The organism is Sneathiella marina (assembly GCF_023746535.1).
In the GTDB taxonomy this organism is placed as follows: domain Bacteria; phylum Pseudomonadota; class Alphaproteobacteria; order Sneathiellales; family Sneathiellaceae; genus Sneathiella; species Sneathiella marina.
The window spans coordinates 3,687,583-3,705,878 of sequence record NZ_CP098747.1 but is presented as its reverse complement, the minus strand read 5'-3'; the positions used below and the strand labels follow the sequence as shown (position 1 = coordinate 3,705,878).

The window sequence follows — 18,296 nt, the reverse complement described above, 5'->3', positions numbered from 1 at the left end:
CATAGTTTCCTTGCGTAATTCTTACTTATTGAATATCTATGCGCCATGACTTCTACAACAGATCCGCAAACCGAAACACGAACCGCACCCTCAATGGTTCCCGAGAACCAGATCGGGTTGGTGAATTGGCTGGGTGTCTACACCCTGTTATCAAAAGAAGTACGGCGATTTCTCAAGGTGCCCTTGCAAACGGTTTTCGCCCCGATGATGACAACAATGCTGTTCCTGGCAATTTTTACGTTGGCTTTCGGAAATGGCGAGCGGTATATGGGAGATCTGCCCTATGCGACATTTTTGGGTCCCGGCCTGATCATGATGGCTGTTATTCAGAATTCATTCGCCAATACATCTTCTTCAATTCTGATTTCCAAAGTACAGGGCAATATTGTTGATATTCTGATGCCGCCCCTGTCGGCGGCTGAACTGACTTTCGCAATTTCTCTGTCCGGCCTGGCCCGCGGCATGGCTGTTGCCGTCGCCGTTGGATTTTGCATGTGGCTGTTGATCGACCTGACCGTTTACTCCTGGGCGGCCGTTCTGTATTTTGTTGTCGGTGCAGGTTTAATGCTGTCCCTGCTTGGAATGATCGGCGGGATCGTATCTGAAAAGTTTGATCATATGGCGGCAATGACGAATTTCGTGATTATGCCGCTTTCGTTTTTATCCGGGACCTTCTATTCCATCGACCGGCTAACAGGCGTCTGGTATCAGATCAGCCACATAAACCCGTTCTTCTACATGATTGACGGCTTTCGATATGGTTTTATCGGCTCATCGGATAGTTCGGTCTGGATTGGTGTTATCGTAATTGCCATACTCGATATCGCCCTGTATGTGACCGTTTGGGCCCTAATTAAACGCGGATACAAGCTGAAAGCCTAAAAAATCCCCCTAAACTGAGAGTTTGATTGACACAGAGGCCTCTCCTGTCAATACTTCGCCGCTTTCTGGGGTTCGTTAATCTGAAAACCTGTTGTTTCAGGCCCCTTACACCAATTTGTACTGTCATTTCAAACTGTGGAGAAAGCATATGATTCCGGCATTGTTATCAAACTATGCTCCCGCCGATCTTTCCTTTGAAAAAGGAGACGGCCCCTATCTCTATGGAAATGATGGTCGACGATATCTCGATTTTGCCGCAGGTATTGCTGTAAGCTCATTGGGGCATGCGCATCCACGTCTTGTGGCCGCGCTCAACGACCAGGCATCAAAGGTCTGGCATGTGTCCAACTTGTTTCGCATTCCAGGGCAGGAAGAACTGGCGCAAAAACTGGTCGATGCGACATTTGCCGATGCCGTCTATTTTTGTAATTCCGGGGCCGAAGCCAATGAATGTGCCCTCAAGATGGTGCGGAAATATTTCAGTGACCAAGGACAGCCTCAAAAATACCGTGTCTTGGCATTTGAGGGATCTTTTCACGGCCGGACGCTGGCGACGATCGCGGCGGCGGGTCAGGATAAACTGCTGGACGGTTTCGGTCCCGTAATGGATGGATTTGATCATATTGCCGTTGGCGATATCGACGCGGTGAAAGCGGCAATCAGCGATGAAACGGCGGCTATTCTTATTGAACCGGTCATGGGGGAAGGGGGTATCCGTGTTGTTGAACCTGCCTTCCTGCGGGAATTGAGGAAACTATGTGATGAGCAGGACCTGCTGCTGGTTTTTGATGAGATTCAAACCGGCATGGGCCGTACCGGCAAGTTATTCGCCTATGAGCATGCGGACATGGCACCGGACATCATGACATCTGCCAAGGCACTTGGTGGTGGTTTTCCGGTCGGTGCCTGCCTTGCGGTTGAAAAAGTGGCAAAGGCAATGACGGTTGGAAGCCACGGCTCAACCTATGGCGGGAACCCGATGGCGATGGCTGTCGCCGGCGCCGTCGTCGATGTCATGACAGAGGACGGTTTTCTCGACCATGTGGTGGAAATGGGAAATCATTTGAAACAAGGCCTGGCGGGGATTGTTGACCGTCATCCCGATGTCGTTGAAGAATTGCGCGGTATTGGCCTGCATATTGGTTTGAAATGCAAGAATGAAAACTCGCTTCTATTGAGCAAGTTGATGGAGCATGGCGTGCTGGCGGCCAAGGGTGGCGATAATGTTGTGCGCCTTCTACCGCCGCTAATCATCGAAGATGCGCAAATTTCCGAATTGATCGCCGCCCTTGATGAGGCCTGCACGGAGCTTGAAAATGGCTAGTCCCAATCACTTTCTAGATCTCAATATGATTGGGAAAGAGGCGCTTCGTCATATTATTGATGACGGGATCTCGGTAAAACAAGCGCGGAGTGGGTTGCCGCGCGGGACTGTTGACGGTGATGCCGCGCTTGAGGGGCATACCCTTGCGGCCATATTCGAGTTTCCCTCGACCCGGACCCGGGTATCCTTCGATATGGCCATGCGCCAGCTCGGCGGTGATACGATTGTTCTTAACAGTACGGACATGCAACTGGGCCGCGGAGAAACCATCGCCGATACAGCACGGGTGTTGTCGCGTTATGTGGATGCGATCATGATCCGAACTGATGATCATGGCAAACTTCAAGAGCTGGCGGAGTATGCGACTGTCCCCGTCATTAACGGCCTGACCAATGACAGCCATCCCTGCCAGCTTATGGCGGATGTCATGACATTTGAAGAGCATCTTGGATCCATTGAGGACAAAATTGTCACCTGGAGTGGCGATGGCAACAATATGGTGACGTCATGGATTCACGCCGCTGGACAGTTTGGCTTCGAGTTTCGGGTGGCCTGTCCGGCGGAATTATCGCCGGATTCCCGGGCTCTTGACTGGGCCAAGGAAGTTGGCGCGAACGTTCATGTGACCCAGGATGCGCAAGAGGCGGCGGCGGGAGCTCATTGTATTGTCGCCGATACCTGGGTTTCCATGGGGGATGACGCGGCTAACCGACATAATATTCTGGCACCCTTTCGGGTGGATGAAGAAATGATGTCGAAAGCAGCGGGGGATGCGATTTTCATGCATTGTCTGCCGGCTCACCGTGAAGAAGAAGCCACAACCGCTGTTATGGATGGTCCGCAATCGGTGATCTTCGATGAGGCGGAGAACCGGCTGCACGCTCAAAAAGCGGTTTTGCGTTGGTGCCTCGGCACGTCCTGATCAATTTTCCATTTGAGAAAGGTGCCAGATGCCTGAAGAGCTGGATCAGAAAATATTGACCGATAATGTAATTCAACCCTTTCAAATGGCGAAAGCGGGGGTGCGTGGCCGGCTTGTGCGTTTGGGGGATGCCATTGACAGCATTCTCAACCGACATGCTTATCCAGATATTGTTGCCTCCTTTCTAGGGGAAGGACTGGTTTTGGCTGCGATGCTGGGCGGCGCCCTCAAATTTGAAGGAATATTTACGGTCCAGACAAAGGGCGACGGCCCGATTACCATGATTGCCGCAGATATGACGACCCCGGGGAATTTACGGGGCTATGCCGGCTTTGATGAGGATAGACTGGCAACTGCTGAGCAATCCAAGGGGAGCGGGGACCGGGTGGAACGGTTCCTGGGGAAGGGATATGTGGCGTTTACGATCGATGCAGGTGTCGAGCGAAACCGCTATCAGGGAATAGTTGATCTTGAAGGAGAGAGCCTCGCAAAATGTATGGAGAACTATTTCGATAAATCCGAGCAGCTGGATACGCTTTTGCGCATTGCTGTTGATAAAGTTGACGGAAAATGGCGCGCAGGCGGGTTAATGATCCAACGGCTACCGGATGAAAGTTCCCTTGAGATTGTGAAGGATGAAGAAGAGGAAAACTGGAGAAACGCGCAAGCCCTGGCGGCCACCGTAACGGCAGGCGAACTGATTAACCCGATCCTTAAAAGTTCGGAGCTTTTATATAACCTGTACCATGAAGACGGGGTGTGGTTGTATGATCCGCAGGAATTATTGGACCAATGCAGTTGCAGCGCCGATCGTGTTTTGACGACCTTGAAGTCGTTCGGTGAAGCTGATTTGAGCGATATGGCGGATGAGGGTGTTATTACTGCCGATTGTCAGTTCTGCAACAACAAGTATGAAATCAGCCTTGAAGAATTAAAATCTCAGGGTTGATATTACAGTCCGCTCGGTAATATTGTAGGATATTCAACCCATACTACAGGTGAGGACAAAATGATCGGCATGCGTCACGTAATCACGGCATTGACCTTGATGACAACCGTTTTTCTCATAGGATGTGTGAAGGCGCCTCCGGTTCCCACTTATCCGGAAATCACGTTTCAGCATCTTAACCCGATCATGCTCAATGTGAGCGAGATCAAGGTTGTCAACGAATTCAGGCCGACATTGAAGGCGCCGAACGTAGAGCATGAGCTGCCGGTGAAAATTGATCAATCCGTTCGAAACTGGGTGCGGGATCGATTGCGGGCAACGGGTAATAGCGGGGCCGTTGCAACCGTTACAATCAAGGACGCCAGTGCCGTGGAAGAGCGTCTTGAAAAGCAGGGCGGCCTTAAGGGCGTGGTGACCAAAAGCCAGTCCGAGCTGTATAAATTCCATGTTCTTGTTGAAGTGAAGGTGAGCGAAATATCCGGCGCGTCCGGCTTTGTCACGGCGGAGGCGACCCGCTCCAAATCCGTGCCCGAAGGCATTACCCTTAATCAGCGGGAACAGACATATTACACACAGGTCGAGGCATTGATGCGTGGGTTTGATGTCGAGATGGAAAAGAATATTCGAAGCTTCCTGGGAAGTTATATCCGCTAAGAAAGCGTTATGCTGCGCCCTCTGGCATCAGCATAAGAGCCAGCGTTTTTCGTATATATTGATTTTGTGACGGCGCTCACTTGCAGCGCCGCCCCGGAATTGCTAGTATTTTAAAATTGATCAAACGATTGACCTAAAAATATGGATACAGAAAAAAACACGGCTGCAACCAGAATGATCGAGACGGCCGGCCCGCTCTTCGCCGATCAGCCCTTTGATGCGGTCTCGACACGACAAATTGCCAAAGCTGCCGGTGTCAATTTATCGGCTATTTCCTATCATTTCGAAAATAAGGAAGGCCTTTACCGGGCAATTTTCGAAAAAATTATCGAAGATCTCAAGCCAATCCGGGTTGGTTTCGGTCTTTACCTGAGCACGAAAATGCAGGCTGCCGGTGATGATCGTCAGGCGCTGGCGGAAATCGTCATAAAGTTCGTCAATGATCTACTGGACAGCGTGATGTCCCCGGAGAATCCGCGCTGGCGCATGCGCTTGATCATACGGGAAATGCAGGCACCCACCGATTGCTTCGATCTGGTCCTGGAGGGGCATATAAATGTCATGCATGATTTGCTGGGCATGCTGGTCGCCAAAATTTTAAAAGAGCCGGCGGCGAGCCCGTCCGTCAAGCTGACAACACATTCCATCCTGATAATGTGCCTGCAATATGCGCTGAATGAACCCTTGATTACCGCAAGGCTGGGATGGAAAAAGATGGGAGCATCTGAAACTCACATTATCAAATCATCGTTGACCACGATGGTTCTAAGGATCCTGGAACTTGGCGAATATATTCCCCAAACGCGGGTGAGGTAACAATATAATGCGGTTTATAACAATTGCTCTCAAGGTGGTTATCCCGCTAGTAATTCTGCTGCTTGGTGCGGGAATTTTATATTATCTGGTGGCGACGAAGCCGGTCATTGAACCGGAAATCGCCGGGGAGAGAATATGGCCGGTAGACACTCTTGCCGTTCAGCATAAGGACCAGTCCATAAACCTGTTGCTGTTTGGCACCCTGGTTGCCGCGCGCGATGTCGAATTGCGATCCCTCGTCGGCGGCGAGGTTATTGATGTCAGCCCAAATTTCCGTGAAGGCGGCATACTGGATCAGGGGGAATTGCTCATCGCTGTCGATCCGTTTGATTTTCAGGCAAGCCTGGATGAAAACCAGGCCGGATTGCTGGAAGCGAAATCCCGGCTGAACGAGCTTGTTGCCACGCGAAAATCGGAAAAAACGGCCCTTGTCCGCGATAGTGAGGTGCTGGAACGTGAGATGCGCAACGTCGAGCGGTCCAATAGTCTTTCCAAGCGCGGCAATATCTCGGAAAAAGCACTGGATGATGCCAAATCCGCCCTGACACGGCAAAAACAGACCGTTGAATTGCGTCAGGCCCAGCTGGATATTCTTGAGGCACGCATCGGCCAGCAACAGGCTGTCATAGACCGCCTGGATGTTGGTGTCCGCCGGGCTGAAAGAGATCTCAAAAATACGGAGTTACGTGCCCCGTTTCGGGGCTATCTGGCAGAGGTTAATGCGGAATATGGAAAGAACATTGATGCCAAGGACAAGGTTGCCCGTCTTATAGATGCCTCTCAACTGGAAGCACGGTTTTTACTATCCGACAGCCAGTACGGCCTGTTGCTGGCCAATACAGCAGGCATTATCGGCCGTCCGGTCACGGTGCGCTGGTCCTCCGGTGAAACAGAGGTTTCCTATGTGGGGACGGTGTCCCGGCTGAGCTCGGAGATCAGTTTCAATTCGGGCGGGGTTGAGGTTTACGCGGTTCTGGAGGGAAATGATAATCTCGATCTGCTGCGGCCCGGCGCCTTCGTCGAGATCATCCTGAAGGGCAATACATATGACGATGTCATCAAGGTGCCGGAATATAGTGTCTTTGACGATGACACGGTTTACGTGGCGAAGGAGGGGAAAATCGAGCCGCGGGAAATTGTCGTCATTGCCAAGAACGGCGGGGACTATTTTATCCGCGGGAACCTGAGCGATGAAGAACGCCTCATCATAACGCGATTCCCCGAAATCGGGCCAAATCTCAGGGTAGAGGTTCGATAATGGATTTACCCGGTCTCGTCAGGATATTTGTCCGCCACAGGAATGCTGCAAATTTGCTGATGATCATGATGATTGTCATTGGAATAGCGTCAATCTTCCGTCTCAATACACAGTTTTTCCCGGATTTCGGGACGGAAGTCGTCACGGCGACAATTGTCTGGCCGGGCGCCAGTGCTGATGATGTCGATACCAATATCACCACGGCAATCCTGCCGGAGGTACGGTTTTTAAGCGGTGTCAAGCGGGTCACATCCTATTCGGTGGAGGGCAGCAGCACGGTCGTTGTCGAGTTCGAACCGGGCAGCGACATGCAGGCGGCTCTTTCCGAGGTGGAACAGGGCATTACCCAGATAACGACCTTTCCGGAAACATCGGAAACGCCCATAATAAACCGGGTCATCATCTATGATCCCATTGCCCGCCTGTCTGTTTCGGGCCCCTATTCGGAAGCTGCCCTCAAACAAATTGCGAAAACAATGCGCGACGATCTTCTGGATCTCGGCATTGACAAGATCACGTTGTTCGGAACACGTGACGAGGAAATCTGGGTTGATGTGAACCGCCGGGAATTGCGGCGCATGAACATGTCGTTGAATGATGTTGCGCGGGTTATTCAATCGAATTCCAAGGATGTTCCCTTGGGGACCCTCGCCGGCGGCTTTGAACGTCAACTGCGATCTCTGGAACAGAAAAACGACGCCAAATCGGTTGGCGAACTGGAAATAAAATCGCTGGAAAACGGCCAGAAAATCTATTTGCGTGATATTGCCAATGTTCAGGATCAATTTACGGAAAAAGGGAAAACCGGGCTGCAAAAAGGGGGTAGCCAGGCCGTCGAGATACAAATTCAGCGCGCCCAGTCCACGGACGCCTTGCAGGCTGCAAAAATCGTTGACGATTATTTCGCTCAGGAAAAAGGCCGCTGGCCGGCAGATCTGCAAATCAAGAAATATGATGTTCAGGCAGGGCTGATCGAAGATCGCATTCGGTTGCTGATTACCAACGGCGCAAGCGGGTTGATTCTCGTCCTGATCGTCCTCTTTATCTTTTTGAATGTGCGAGTCGCCTTTTGGGTCGCCGCCGGTATTCCGGTGGCAATTTTTGCGACGGCGGGCGTGATGTTGATAACCGGGCAATCCATAAACATGATCAGCCTGTTCGCGATCATCATGTCGCTGGGAATTATCGTCGATGACGCCATTGTTGTCGGCGAACATGCGTCCCATTTACGCTCTACGGGGTTGAGCGCTGCAGACGCCGCTGAAAAAGGGGCATTGCGGATGTTGGCGCCGGTTTTCGCCTCCAGCCTGACAACCATTGCCGCCTTCCTGCCGATCTTCATGATCGGTGATATCATCGGCCAGATCATTGGCGCCATCCCGGCGGTTGTGGTCTCTGTGCTGGTGGCCAGCCTGATTGAATGCTTTCTTATTCTGCCGGGCCATATGAAACAGGCCCTGCAATACCAGGCTGGAACTGACAGCCGGATGCGGCAATGGTTTGACGCAAAGTTTCGCTATTTCCAGACCCATCTTTTCAAGCGTATCGTCAGCATCGCCGTTGGCTGGCGATATGCCACCCTGGCCGCCGCCGTGGCCATGTTGATTATTTCCATAGGTTTCATGGCAGGAGGCCGGCTTGCCTTCAACTTTTTCCCGACACCCGAAGCCGATGTGATCAATGCGAATGTGGTGTTTGCCCCCGGGATTTCACGGGATCGCACAGAGGTCATGGTCGCGGAACTGGATCGTTCGCTTTATGCAACGGAAGAGGCGCTAACCGATGGACAGGGCGGCTTGATCGAAAACGCCATCGGCAAAATCGGCGTCAGTATCGGCGATGCCTTTAGTTCTGTCGCCGGAGATAACCGGGGCGGCATGACGGTCGAGCTTGTATCCGCGGATTTCAGGGACATTCGGACCGCCGATTTTATCAAGGCCTGGCGCGAGGAAATCCGTGAGCTGCCGGGATTACAGCGCATAGCATTGACAGAACGGATCGGCGGCCCGCCGGGCCGGGAGCTGGATATTCGCCTGAAAGGGGATAATGTTGATGGCTTGAAGGCGGCGTCCCTGGAGGTGAAGGCCCTCCTCGCCCAATATCGTGGAATCTCCGATATCGAGGATGACTTGCCCATCGGGAAACAGGAAATCATTCTGGAATTAACCCCGCGCGGCCGGGCGCTCGGCTTTACAACGGAGGATATCTCCTCTCAGGTCCGCGCCGGCTTTGAAGGGATTATCGCCAAGAGATTTGCCCGTGGGGATGAGGAAGTTACCGTAAGAGTGCAGCTGCCGCGGGATCAGGTCTCCGTCAGTGCGCTGCGAAATTTTTATGTTAAAAGCCCCGGCGGAATTGATGTGCCTTTGTCCGAAGTCGTTGCCGAAAGAAGCCAGGTCGGATTCGCCCGCATTAAAAGAGAGGACGGCGTCCGTGAAGTGGCGGTAACGGCTGAAGTGGACGAGAATTTGACGTCTTCTGATCAGGTTCTGGATGTCATCGCCGAGGATGGACTGGACGCGATCGCGCAAAAATACGGGTTGAAATACCGCTTCGCCGGCAAATCGGAGGAACAAGCGGACACATTGGCGGATATGGAGTTTGGTGCCATGATCGGACTGTCCGCAATCTATCTGGTGCTGGCCTGGGTATTTTCGTCCTATTGGCGCCCCATCGTCGTTATGGCGATCATCCCCTTCGGTGTTGTCGGGGCGATTTTCGGGCATTATTTACTGGGTTTCAACCTGACGATCTTATCACTGATCGCCTTGCTCGGCCTCTCCGGAATATTGGTTAATAATTCGATCATTCTTGTCAGTATCATTGATGAAAGACTGAAAAATGGAGAACGCTACAGGGAGGCGGTCATTAACGGTACCTGCGACCGGTTGCGTGCTGTCCTGTTGACGTCGCTCACGACAATCGGCGGGCTGACACCATTGCTATTTGAAACCAGCCTGCAGGCCCAGTTCCTCATCCCCATGGCCATTACATTGGTGTTTGGATTGATGGCATCAACGGTTCTGGTGCTGTTCGTGGTTCCGTCCCTGCTCATCATGCAACAGGATTTCGGTCATATTTTCGGATGGTTCAAAAAACTGTATTTTCCGACCTCAGGAGGTCCGGATCCTAACGCTGCCAGAAACGACTAGAGAAGAGAACGAGAACCGTAAATAATTCCAGCCGCCCCAGTAACATGCCAAGTGCCATAAGCCATTTCGCGCTATCGGGCAGGGGCTTGAACGATCCGGAGGGACCGACAATCTCCCCCAGTCCCGGTCCGACATTGGCGATGGAGGTGCCGGCACTGGAAATGGCCGTTATGAAATCCAGCCCGGTCAGGCTCAGGCAAACCGTTAACACGGCGAAGGTCAGCAGGAAAAGGAATATATAGCTCATGACGGCGCTGATGGCATCCTCAGCCAGCGGCCTGCCATTGTACCGTGGCTTGTATATGCCATTGGGCCGGATCAGTTGCATGAGCTGGCAACGAACGGTCTCAATAAGGATCTGATAGCGAAACACCTTGATCCCGCAGGATGTCGATCCCGCACAGCCGCCGATAAACATGAAGAAGAAAAAGGCAGTGACGGCAAAACCGCCCCAGGCGTTGTAATCGGTTGTTGCGTAGCCGGTCCCGGTGATGACCGAGGTTACATTGAAAGTCGCATAGCGTAATGCCAGCCAAAATCCCAGATTTTCCTCGGTCATTTGCCACAGAACCATGGCAAGAATTCCAATCAGGAGGATGCTGAGGAACCAGCGAATCTGGCTGTCTTTGAGGAAGCTGCCGGGCTTGCCCAGCATCAGATGCATATACATCAGGAAGGGAAGGGCGCCCATGATCATAAAGACGACGAGGATGCTTTCGATTAGCGGGCTGTTGAAATAACCGATAGAGCCATCCGAGGTTGAAAATCCGGCCGTTGAAATGGTTGTCATGGTATGGGCGATCGCTTCGAACACCGTCATCCCGGCAGCCCACAGGCAAATTGCGCATATGACGCTCAAGGCGAGATAGATAAAGGCGATCATTTTAACAATTTCCGTCAACCGCGGCATGGCTTTCTCTGCCGAGGCATCAGATGCTTCCATGCGGAAAAGCTGCATCCCGCCAACGCTGAGAAGCGGCAGGATGGCGATGGCCATGACGATGATCCCGATACCACCAAGCCATTGCAGCAAGGCGCGCCAAAGTAAGATGCCGGGTGGGGCATCATCCAGTCCGGTCAGGATCGTCGAGCCGGTGGTCGTCAGCCCGGACATGGCCTCGAAAAAAGCATCGGTATAGGAGATATTCAATTCGCTGAATGTCAGCGGCAGGGCGGCAAATGCCGGGATGGCGATCCAGGCAACCGTGGTGAGGATAAAGGCCTGCCGGATTCCAAAATCCCCCCCCGTACCGCGGTTGGAAAGAAACAGGCCGCCGCCGACAAAAAGGGCAACGGTTGCGGACGCAAAAAACACCTGCCAATCGCGATTTCCCACGGCAAGATCGACAATCACAGGGATCAGCATTGCCAGCCCCAGAATGACCAGCAAAAGTCCGATAATGGACAGGATAATGCGTATATTAATCACGGCGGGGCAGGGTTAGCTTTTACCTATAAAGGCGAGCAGCTCACGGCGTGTGATATCCGATTTTCTGAACGTGCCAAGCATGGTGCTGGTGACCATTGTCACGCCGTCTTTATGAACTCCCCGTGTTGTCATGCATTGATGGGCACTCTCGATTATGACGGCGACACCCTTTGGGCTCAGGGTCCGGTCAATCGTCTCGGCGATTTGGCGGGTCAGCTTTTCCTGGATCTGCAGACGCTTGCTATAGGCGTCCACCACACGCGCCAATTTTGAGATGCCGACAACACGGCTGTTCGGCATATAGGCGACATGGGCTACTCCAATTATGGGCACCATATGATGCTCGCAATAGCTTTCAACGCGAATATCCTTGAGCACGACCATTTCATCATAGCCGTTCACTTCTTCAAAGGTGCGGGCCAAATAGGCATCGGGATCTTCGTTATAGCCGGCGAAGAACTCGAGGTAAGATCGGGCGACGCGATCCGGTGTGCCGACCAGGCCTTCACGGTCGGGGTCATCTCCCGCCCATCGGATAAGCGTGCGGATTGCTTCTTCAACTTCTTCCTTCGCAGGCTTTTCATCCTGTGATGCGGTAGGCTTGTAATGTTCATTCATTTTTTTACGCCGTCCTCATGCTCGGTAAATACTGCAATTTAGTGGAGCGGAGAGGATTCATGCGGGCTGTCCAGCGAAAAGGCCGGGATATCGACAGCGAACATGGTTCCTTCGTCAGATTCCATTTCATAGGACCCTACCATAATACCCGAGGGCGTTGGAAGAGGGGTCCCGCTGGTGTATTCATATGATTGCCCGGGGGCAAGAATTGGCTGCTCCCCGACAACACCTTCACCATCCACAACTTCTGTATTTCCCTCGGCATCGGTAATTTTCCAATGCCTGTTGCGCAGGGTAACCGTGCATATGCCGTTGTTTTCTATGCAAATTTTATATGCCCACACAAAAAACCCATCTTCAGGAACGGACCGGTCCACCAGATATATTGGCACGACCGAAACCGCAATGTCCTTGGTTGTTTTTATATATGCGTTGGTTTTATCCATGCCGTACCCCTTGTCCGATTCCCAGGGCAATCCTGTTTTCTTCTTTAATCTGAGTACGAATATTGCGACATCACACGGATTTGTCCAGTAATTCGATCAGACAAGGGGTCTAATTACGGCCGTTACGTACTCTGTTTACTTAACGCGTAGCCCAGATCATCAATCAGGTCGTTGACATCTTCAAGGCCGACGGACAGCCTCAACAGGCTTTCTGAAATGCCAAGCTCTGCCTTGGTCTCGTCATCGACACTGGAATGGGTGGTGGTCGATGGATGGGTAATCAGGGATTTCGCATCGCCCAGATTGTTGCTGATATCGATGATGGACAAGCGGTTAAGAACATCGAATGTTGTTTGCTGGTTACCGTCAATCTCGACACTGATCAAGGTGCTGCCGCGGGACATTTGCTGCTTTGCCAGGGCTGCCTGCGGATGATCTTCGCGTCCGGGATAGATGACCCGTTTGACGGCGGGGTGATCGCCCAGGAAATCTGCGATTTTTTCGGCGTTGTCACATTGACGGTCAACCCGCAGTTCAAGGGTTTCCAGTCCCTTCAACATGTTCCAGGCATTGAACGGGCTGAGGGCCGGCCCCGTATGCTTCAAGAAGGGGGCCAATGTCTCTTCCACAAACTCTTCATCCGCCAGGACGATACCGCCCAGGCAGCGCCCTTGCCCGTCGATATGCTTTGTCGCGGAATAAACAACGATATCCGCCCCCAGCTCCAGCGGCTTCTGTAAGATGGGGGTGGCAAAAACATTATCGATGATGACTTTGGCGCCGGCGGCATGGGCAATGTCCGAAACCGCTGCAATATCGACAAGGTCGAGGGTCGGGTTGGACGGGGTTTCAAAGAAAACGCTGGCCGTCTTTTGGGTGATGGCCTGCTTCCATTGATCAATATCCGTGCCGTCAACAAGCGTAATATCAATGCCAAAGCGCGGCAGGATGGTCTCGATGATGTACAGGCAGGACCCGAACAGGGCTTTCGCCGCGACCACATGATCGCCGGTTTTCAGTTGCGACAGCAGCGCGGCATTGACAGCGGCCATACCGCTTGCCGTCCCGCGCGCGGCTTCGGCGCCTTCCAGGAGAATCATCCTCTCCTCGAACATGGTCAGGGTCGGATTGGCATAGCGGGAATAAATAAACCCGTCATTTTCGCCTTTAAACCGCCCTGCCGCCTGTTCGGCGCTGTCATAGACGAAGCCGGAATTCATGAAGATGGCTTCGGAGGTTTCATTGAAGAGGGATCGCTTCGTGCCGCCGCGAACCAGCTTTGTTGCGGTTCTGGCAGCGTCTATACGGTGTTTTTGCGTATCGTGCTGGTTTGTCATCTTGTCCTCGAGGCATAAAAAAACCCCGACCACCAGTCAGGGTTCCTACGAGCCCCGACCTTTTAGCGTTTCTTTTAACGTGGCCGCAAGCCGGTCGGCACAAATCACCACGACTTGATCATTATCCCCCTGGACACCCGCTGTCAATAGGGTGAAACATTATTTAGGGGGTGATTTCAACGCCGGATTTGACTAGTTTGAAAGAATGCGGGCGTAGCTCAATGGCAGAGCAGAAGCTTCCCAAGCTTACGACGAGGGTTCGATTCCCTTCGCCCGCTCCAGCTCCGCATTGATTTAATGGTATATTTAAAAGCCTTAGAAGAAAAGTGTCCCACAAAAGAATTGAGTTGTAAATTGGATAGAATTTTAGGGAGATTGAAGTTTGTAAATTTCTCTTATAGGGTGCATTTAGGCGTGGATACTTTCTCATATTTTTTGCTGAGAAAGATTGACAATGATGCGGTGATGTATGGTTGAAGAGTCAGAAGTTAAAAATATAGTCGCCGAGGCTCTTTACTTGCAAGCATTGGCGAAAGCGATTGAGAGTATTAATTCTCTTGAAGTTAGATTTGATGAGTTACCGGAAATATTTTCTAGACTGACAGATGAATCCTTAACTGCTCAAGTGCTAATTTATTCCTCTTATCTAGAAGACAAAATGTTTGAATTGATAAGCTTGAGACTTTTCTTCCTAGATTCGAAATCCGACGAACGGCGTATGTTTTCTGGGTCAGGTCCATTTAGTTCCTTTGAAAGTAGAATCTTCTTATCGTATCATTTAGGTTGGCTAAATTCCGCACAAAAAAACAAGTTGAATGCATTTAGAAAAATGCGAAATGAATTCGCTCACAATGCTTTTAGGACAAATTTTGATGATCCCAAAATACAGAGTTTTTTGAAGACAATGGATTACGATTTAGATGAATTTCTAAACCCGATACGAAGTAGTCTGATTGAGAATGGGATTGCTCCACTTCTTGAAAAAGACGCTATTAGCATTGAAAAAGAATTTTTGGCTAATTTGTCAATTCTGGCTCATAGAACTTTTTTGGATTACTTAGTTCTGCCTTCAGCGATGGCCCATAAGGTATCCCCCAATGATATAATGAAATCCGGATTCGATTCAATGCCAGAGCCTTGTCGGGATATAAATTTGAGGCTTTCTGATGTACTTCTCAAACTGTTGGGCAGCGAAGATATTGCTTCCTGATGACAGTAGTGCGATGATTTAGGATGTTGAATTAATTAGGCCGCTTCGCCCGCTCCAATTTTCAGGTGGTTTAGTAGAATTTTCGGCCAAGCGGACACATGTTTCACGTGAAACATTCATGCCTAATATACCCGTATACAGATAAAAATCGAATGGCTGTAAACCCCTAAGAAACCATTTTTATTTTATCAAATTCCATGCAAATGAGGAAAATCAGGTAGCCGGAACGACTCGTTCACGTGCAACGCCATGCTAATCCGCAGCCATTTTGCACAAATGACAATAACCGTTTCGCCCCTATCACAGATATCATCATTGAAGATTAGATCCGCTATAATTTCCCACCCCTTCGCCATTGCACCAATAACAGGATAAAAAAAAGCCGACGAACGGAAGGTAGAACGTCCGTCGGCGAAGTATGCCAGGGTCACTTGGGAGTATGGGGAGAGCCTTGGCAATAATCTGAATTTGTCTTCAGGGTAAGGCTGAATAGGGTCAGCACATACAGGGACAGTCATATATCTCCCATGCATATATATTTCATCTCAAGATAGTCTTCGGTGCCGTATTTTGATCCTTCACGCCCCTGTCCTGATTGCTTCACGCCCCCAAAAGGGGCGACTTCGGTTGATATAAGGCCTGTATTGACACCCACCATGCCATATTCAAGCGCTTCGGCAACCTGCCAGACTTTCGACAGGTCGCGTGCGTAGAAATACGAGGCAAGACCGAAAATTGTGTCGTTCGCCTGATTGATCACATCCTCAACAGTGTCGAATTTGAACAGCGGCGCAACGGGCCCGAAAATTTCTTCCTGAGCCAGCGCCATATCAGGGGTAATATTGGTCAGTACCGTTGGTTGATAGAAGGTACCACCCAATGCGTGCCGGGCGCCGCCGGTGACAATCCGGGCCCCTTTGGACGCAGCGTCTGCCACCAAAGCCCGAACCTTGACGAGGGCGGCCTCATCAATAAGAGGCCCGGCTGTCACGCCCTCCGTGTAGCCATCTCCGACTTTTATTTTCTCTACGGCAGTCACCAGTTTTTCGGCGAACGCCTCATAGACACCTGCCTGGACATAAATACGGTTCGCGCAAACGCATGTCTGACCATTGTTGCGATATTTGGATATCATCGCACCCTCGACGGCGGCGTCGAGATCCGCATCATCGAAAACGATAAAGGGGGCATTGCCGCCCAGCTCCATCGACGTTTTCATAATCTGGTCGGCCGACTGCCGCATCAGGATACGGCCAACCTCGGTTGATCCCGTAAAGGTCAGCTTCCTGATTTTCTCGTTCGCACAGAATTCCTGCCCGATTTTGGAACTGGACGTCGAGGGGATGACACTGAAAAGACCGCTTGGAACACCGGCACGTTCCGCCAGCAAGGCCATCGCCAGCGCAGACAAGGGGGTTTGCTGGGCGGGTTTGGCAACGAAGGCGCATCCGACGGCAAGCGCCGGACCAACTTTACGGGCAATCATTGCATTGGGAAAATTCCAGGGGGTGATTGACGCGACCACGCCGACAGGTTGTTTCAAGACGACAATTCGCTTGTCAGGTTGATGGCCGGGTATGACATCACCATAAACCCGTTTTGCTTCTTCAGCGAACCATTCTATGAAGCTGGCGCCATACAGTATTTCGCCAACGGCTTCGGTCAGTGGCTTTCCCATTTCCGCCGTCAAGATGGCGCCCAGGTCATCCGCATTGGAGACCATCAGGTCGAACCAGTTTCGTAATATGCCCGCACGCTCCTTGCCGGTTCTCCCGGCCCAGTCGATCTGGGCTCTATGGGCAATGTCGATTGCTGTCCTTGTTTCCTTGATACCCATATCGGGAAGCGTCGCAAGCACCTTCCCCGTTGATGGATTGACCACATCAAATGTCTTGTTCGCCGAGGAACGGGTGTGCCATATACCGCCTATGAAGGCGCTGCTTAGAAGCAAGGACGGGTCCTCCAGGCGGTTCGATAGCGGGTCCATTTCAACCATCAGCCTGCCCCCGCCGATGCATGCGCATCCTTGAGGGACATTTCAAGGATGTCGAGCGCCTCCTGAAAAATCGAATTCTCGATGGTAAGGGGTGCCAGGAATCGAATGACATTGGCATGTATTCCGCAGGACAATAACAGCAACCCCCTCTTGTAGGCCTGTTGACGAACCATATTTGTAAATTCGGGGTTTGGCAGGCCCGAACCGATCTGCTTGAATTCAATTGCGTTCATGAAACCGGGTCCGCGGATATCGGAAATTTCCGGGATATGGCCAACCAATCCCTGAAGCCTTTGCGTCAACCGGGATCCAAGCAGGACGGCCCTGGCGCATAATTCCTCCTCCTCGATCACGTCAAGAACAGCATGGGCCGCAGCGATGCCGACGGGGCTGCCGCCATAAGTGCCGCCAAGCCCCCCCGGATTAGCAGCATCCATGATGTCCGCCTTGCCTGTGACCGCGGCCAGTGGAAAACCACCGGCAAGGCCTTTTGCCATTGTTGTCAGATCTGCCGCCACGCCATGATGTTCCATGGCAAAAACTTTCCCGGTTCTCGCGAACCCGGTTTGTACCTCATCGGCGATCAGCAAAATGCCGTGAGTATCGCAAATCTCGCGCAAGGATTTCAAAAACGATGTCGATGCTTCATAGAAACCACCTTCACCCTGTACGGGTTCAATGATAATCGCCGCAACGCGGGCGGGTTCAACATCAGCCTTAAACAGCTTGTCCAGCGCTGCCAGAGACATATCGGACGACACGCCGTGCAATTCTACGGGAAACGGGGCGTGATATACGTCCCCTGGCATGGGGCCAAAGCCAGCTTTGTACGGGAACACCTTACCGGTGAGAGACATGCCCATAAAGGTCCGGCCATGAAAGCCGCCGGTAAAGGCGATAACGGCGGAGCGGCCGGTTGCCGCGCGGGCAATTTTAACGGAATTTTCGACGGCTTCTGCCCCGGTTGTGACAAAAACTGTTTTTTTAGGGAAATCACCGGGGACCAAATCATTCAGCCGTTCCGCCAGTGACACATAATTTTCATAGGGAACAACTTGATGGCAGGTATGGGTGAAGCGATCCAGCTGGGCTTTGACGGCTTCAATGACCCGTGGATGCCGATGACCGGTATTGACGACGGCAATGCCGGCCGCAAAATCGATAAATCGATTGCCCTGGATATCCCAAAGCTCGGAGTTCTCGGCTCTGTCCGCAAAAATTTCCGTCATCATGCCAACACCGCGGGCGATGGCGTTGTTTTTTCGTGTTAGAACCGCTTCATTCGTTAACATGGTTTTCGTCC

The 18,296-nt window shown here is 51.7% G+C and carries 15 protein-coding genes, 1 tRNA gene and 1 riboswitch; of the genes, 10 read left to right on the top strand and 6 right to left on the bottom strand.

Annotation, left to right across the window (positions count from 1 at the left end; all coding sequences use genetic code 11):
• Positions 1 to 45: 45 nt before the first annotated feature.
• The 8 genes from NBZ79_RS17835 to NBZ79_RS17800 all read left to right on the top strand — a co-directional run bounded on the left by NBZ79_RS17835 (position 46) and on the right by NBZ79_RS17800 (position 9,957).
• Positions 46 to 882, top strand: a complete 837-nt coding sequence (locus tag NBZ79_RS17835) for an ABC transporter permease (RefSeq protein WP_251934007.1) — start codon at positions 46 to 48, stop codon at positions 880 to 882.
• A gap of 148 nt (positions 883 to 1,030) precedes the next feature.
• Positions 1,031 to 2,206, top strand: a complete 1,176-nt coding sequence (locus NBZ79_RS17830; protein WP_251934006.1) for an aspartate aminotransferase family protein — start codon at positions 1,031 to 1,033, stop codon at positions 2,204 to 2,206.
• Complete coding sequence (gene argF / locus NBZ79_RS17825) at positions 2,199 to 3,128, top strand: ornithine carbamoyltransferase (protein ID WP_251934005.1); 930 nt, start codon at positions 2,199 to 2,201, stop codon at positions 3,126 to 3,128. Before NBZ79_RS17830 ends, argF begins: the two co-directional genes overlap by 8 nt.
• A 28-nt stretch (positions 3,129 to 3,156) precedes the next feature.
• Entirely contained in the window at positions 3,157 to 4,077 is a 921-nt protein-coding gene (gene hslO, locus NBZ79_RS17820; protein ID WP_251934004.1) for an Hsp33 family molecular chaperone HslO, read from the top strand.
• 69 nt (positions 4,078 to 4,146) lie between these two features.
• Entirely contained in the window at positions 4,147 to 4,731 is a 585-nt protein-coding gene (locus tag NBZ79_RS17815; RefSeq protein WP_251934003.1) for a hypothetical protein, read from the top strand.
• A 141-nt stretch (positions 4,732 to 4,872) separates the two neighbouring features.
• The gene (locus NBZ79_RS17810; RefSeq protein WP_251934002.1) at positions 4,873 to 5,547 is read left to right on the top strand and encodes a CerR family C-terminal domain-containing protein; all 675 of its coding nucleotides are present in this window, start codon (positions 4,873 to 4,875) and stop codon (positions 5,545 to 5,547) included.
• A 7-nt stretch (positions 5,548 to 5,554) separates the two neighbouring features.
• A complete protein-coding gene (locus NBZ79_RS17805) occupies positions 5,555 to 6,805 on the top strand; it encodes an efflux RND transporter periplasmic adaptor subunit (protein WP_251934001.1) in 1,251 nt (416 codons plus the stop codon).
• On the top strand, positions 6,805 to 9,957 hold the full coding sequence (locus tag NBZ79_RS17800; RefSeq protein WP_251934000.1) for an efflux RND transporter permease subunit: 3,153 nt from the start codon (positions 6,805 to 6,807) through the stop codon (positions 9,955 to 9,957). Before NBZ79_RS17805 ends, NBZ79_RS17800 begins: the two co-directional genes overlap by 1 nt.
• Here NBZ79_RS17800 and NBZ79_RS17795 read toward each other — a convergent pair.
• The 4 genes from NBZ79_RS17795 to metZ all read right to left on the bottom strand — a co-directional run bounded on the left by NBZ79_RS17795 (position 9,935) and on the right by metZ (position 13,787).
• On the bottom strand, positions 9,935 to 11,386 hold the full coding sequence (locus tag NBZ79_RS17795; protein ID WP_251933999.1) for a TrkH family potassium uptake protein: 1,452 nt from the start codon (positions 11,384 to 11,386) through the stop codon (positions 9,935 to 9,937). The genes NBZ79_RS17800 and NBZ79_RS17795 overlap by 23 nt on opposite strands.
• Before the next feature lie 12 nt (positions 11,387 to 11,398).
• On the bottom strand, positions 11,399 to 12,004 hold the full coding sequence (gene folE, locus NBZ79_RS17790) for a GTP cyclohydrolase I FolE (RefSeq protein WP_251933998.1): 606 nt from the start codon (positions 12,002 to 12,004) through the stop codon (positions 11,399 to 11,401).
• A gap of 38 nt (positions 12,005 to 12,042) precedes the next feature.
• Complete coding sequence (gene apaG, locus NBZ79_RS17785) at positions 12,043 to 12,450, bottom strand: Co2+/Mg2+ efflux protein ApaG (RefSeq protein ID WP_251933997.1); 408 nt, start codon at positions 12,448 to 12,450, stop codon at positions 12,043 to 12,045.
• 122 nt (positions 12,451 to 12,572) lie between these two features.
• Complete coding sequence (gene metZ / locus NBZ79_RS17780; protein WP_251933996.1) at positions 12,573 to 13,787, bottom strand: O-succinylhomoserine sulfhydrylase; 1,215 nt, start codon at positions 13,785 to 13,787, stop codon at positions 12,573 to 12,575.
• Between the two features lie 42 nt (positions 13,788 to 13,829).
• Positions 13,830 to 13,908: riboswitch (SAM riboswitch) on the bottom strand.
• Between the two features lie 86 nt (positions 13,909 to 13,994).
• Between metZ and NBZ79_RS17775 the strand changes: the two genes are divergently transcribed.
• Both NBZ79_RS17775 and NBZ79_RS17770 read left to right on the top strand, forming a co-directional pair.
• A tRNA-Gly gene (locus NBZ79_RS17775) sits at positions 13,995 to 14,068 on the top strand.
• Positions 14,069 to 14,256: 188 nt separating this feature from the next.
• Entirely contained in the window at positions 14,257 to 14,997 is a 741-nt protein-coding gene (locus NBZ79_RS17770; protein ID WP_251933995.1) for a hypothetical protein, read from the top strand.
• A 514-nt stretch (positions 14,998 to 15,511) separates the two neighbouring features.
• On the opposite strand, the gene NBZ79_RS17765 is transcribed toward NBZ79_RS17770, so the two are convergent.
• Entirely contained in the window at positions 15,512 to 16,993 is a 1,482-nt protein-coding gene (locus NBZ79_RS17765; RefSeq protein WP_251933994.1) for an NAD-dependent succinate-semialdehyde dehydrogenase, read from the bottom strand.
• Positions 16,993 to 18,285, bottom strand: coding sequence for a 4-aminobutyrate--2-oxoglutarate transaminase (locus NBZ79_RS17760; RefSeq protein WP_251933993.1), 1,293 nt, complete (start codon positions 18,283 to 18,285; stop codon positions 16,993 to 16,995). The genes NBZ79_RS17765 and NBZ79_RS17760 overlap by 1 nt, the downstream gene beginning before the upstream one ends.
• Positions 18,286 to 18,296: the final 11 nt, after the last annotated feature.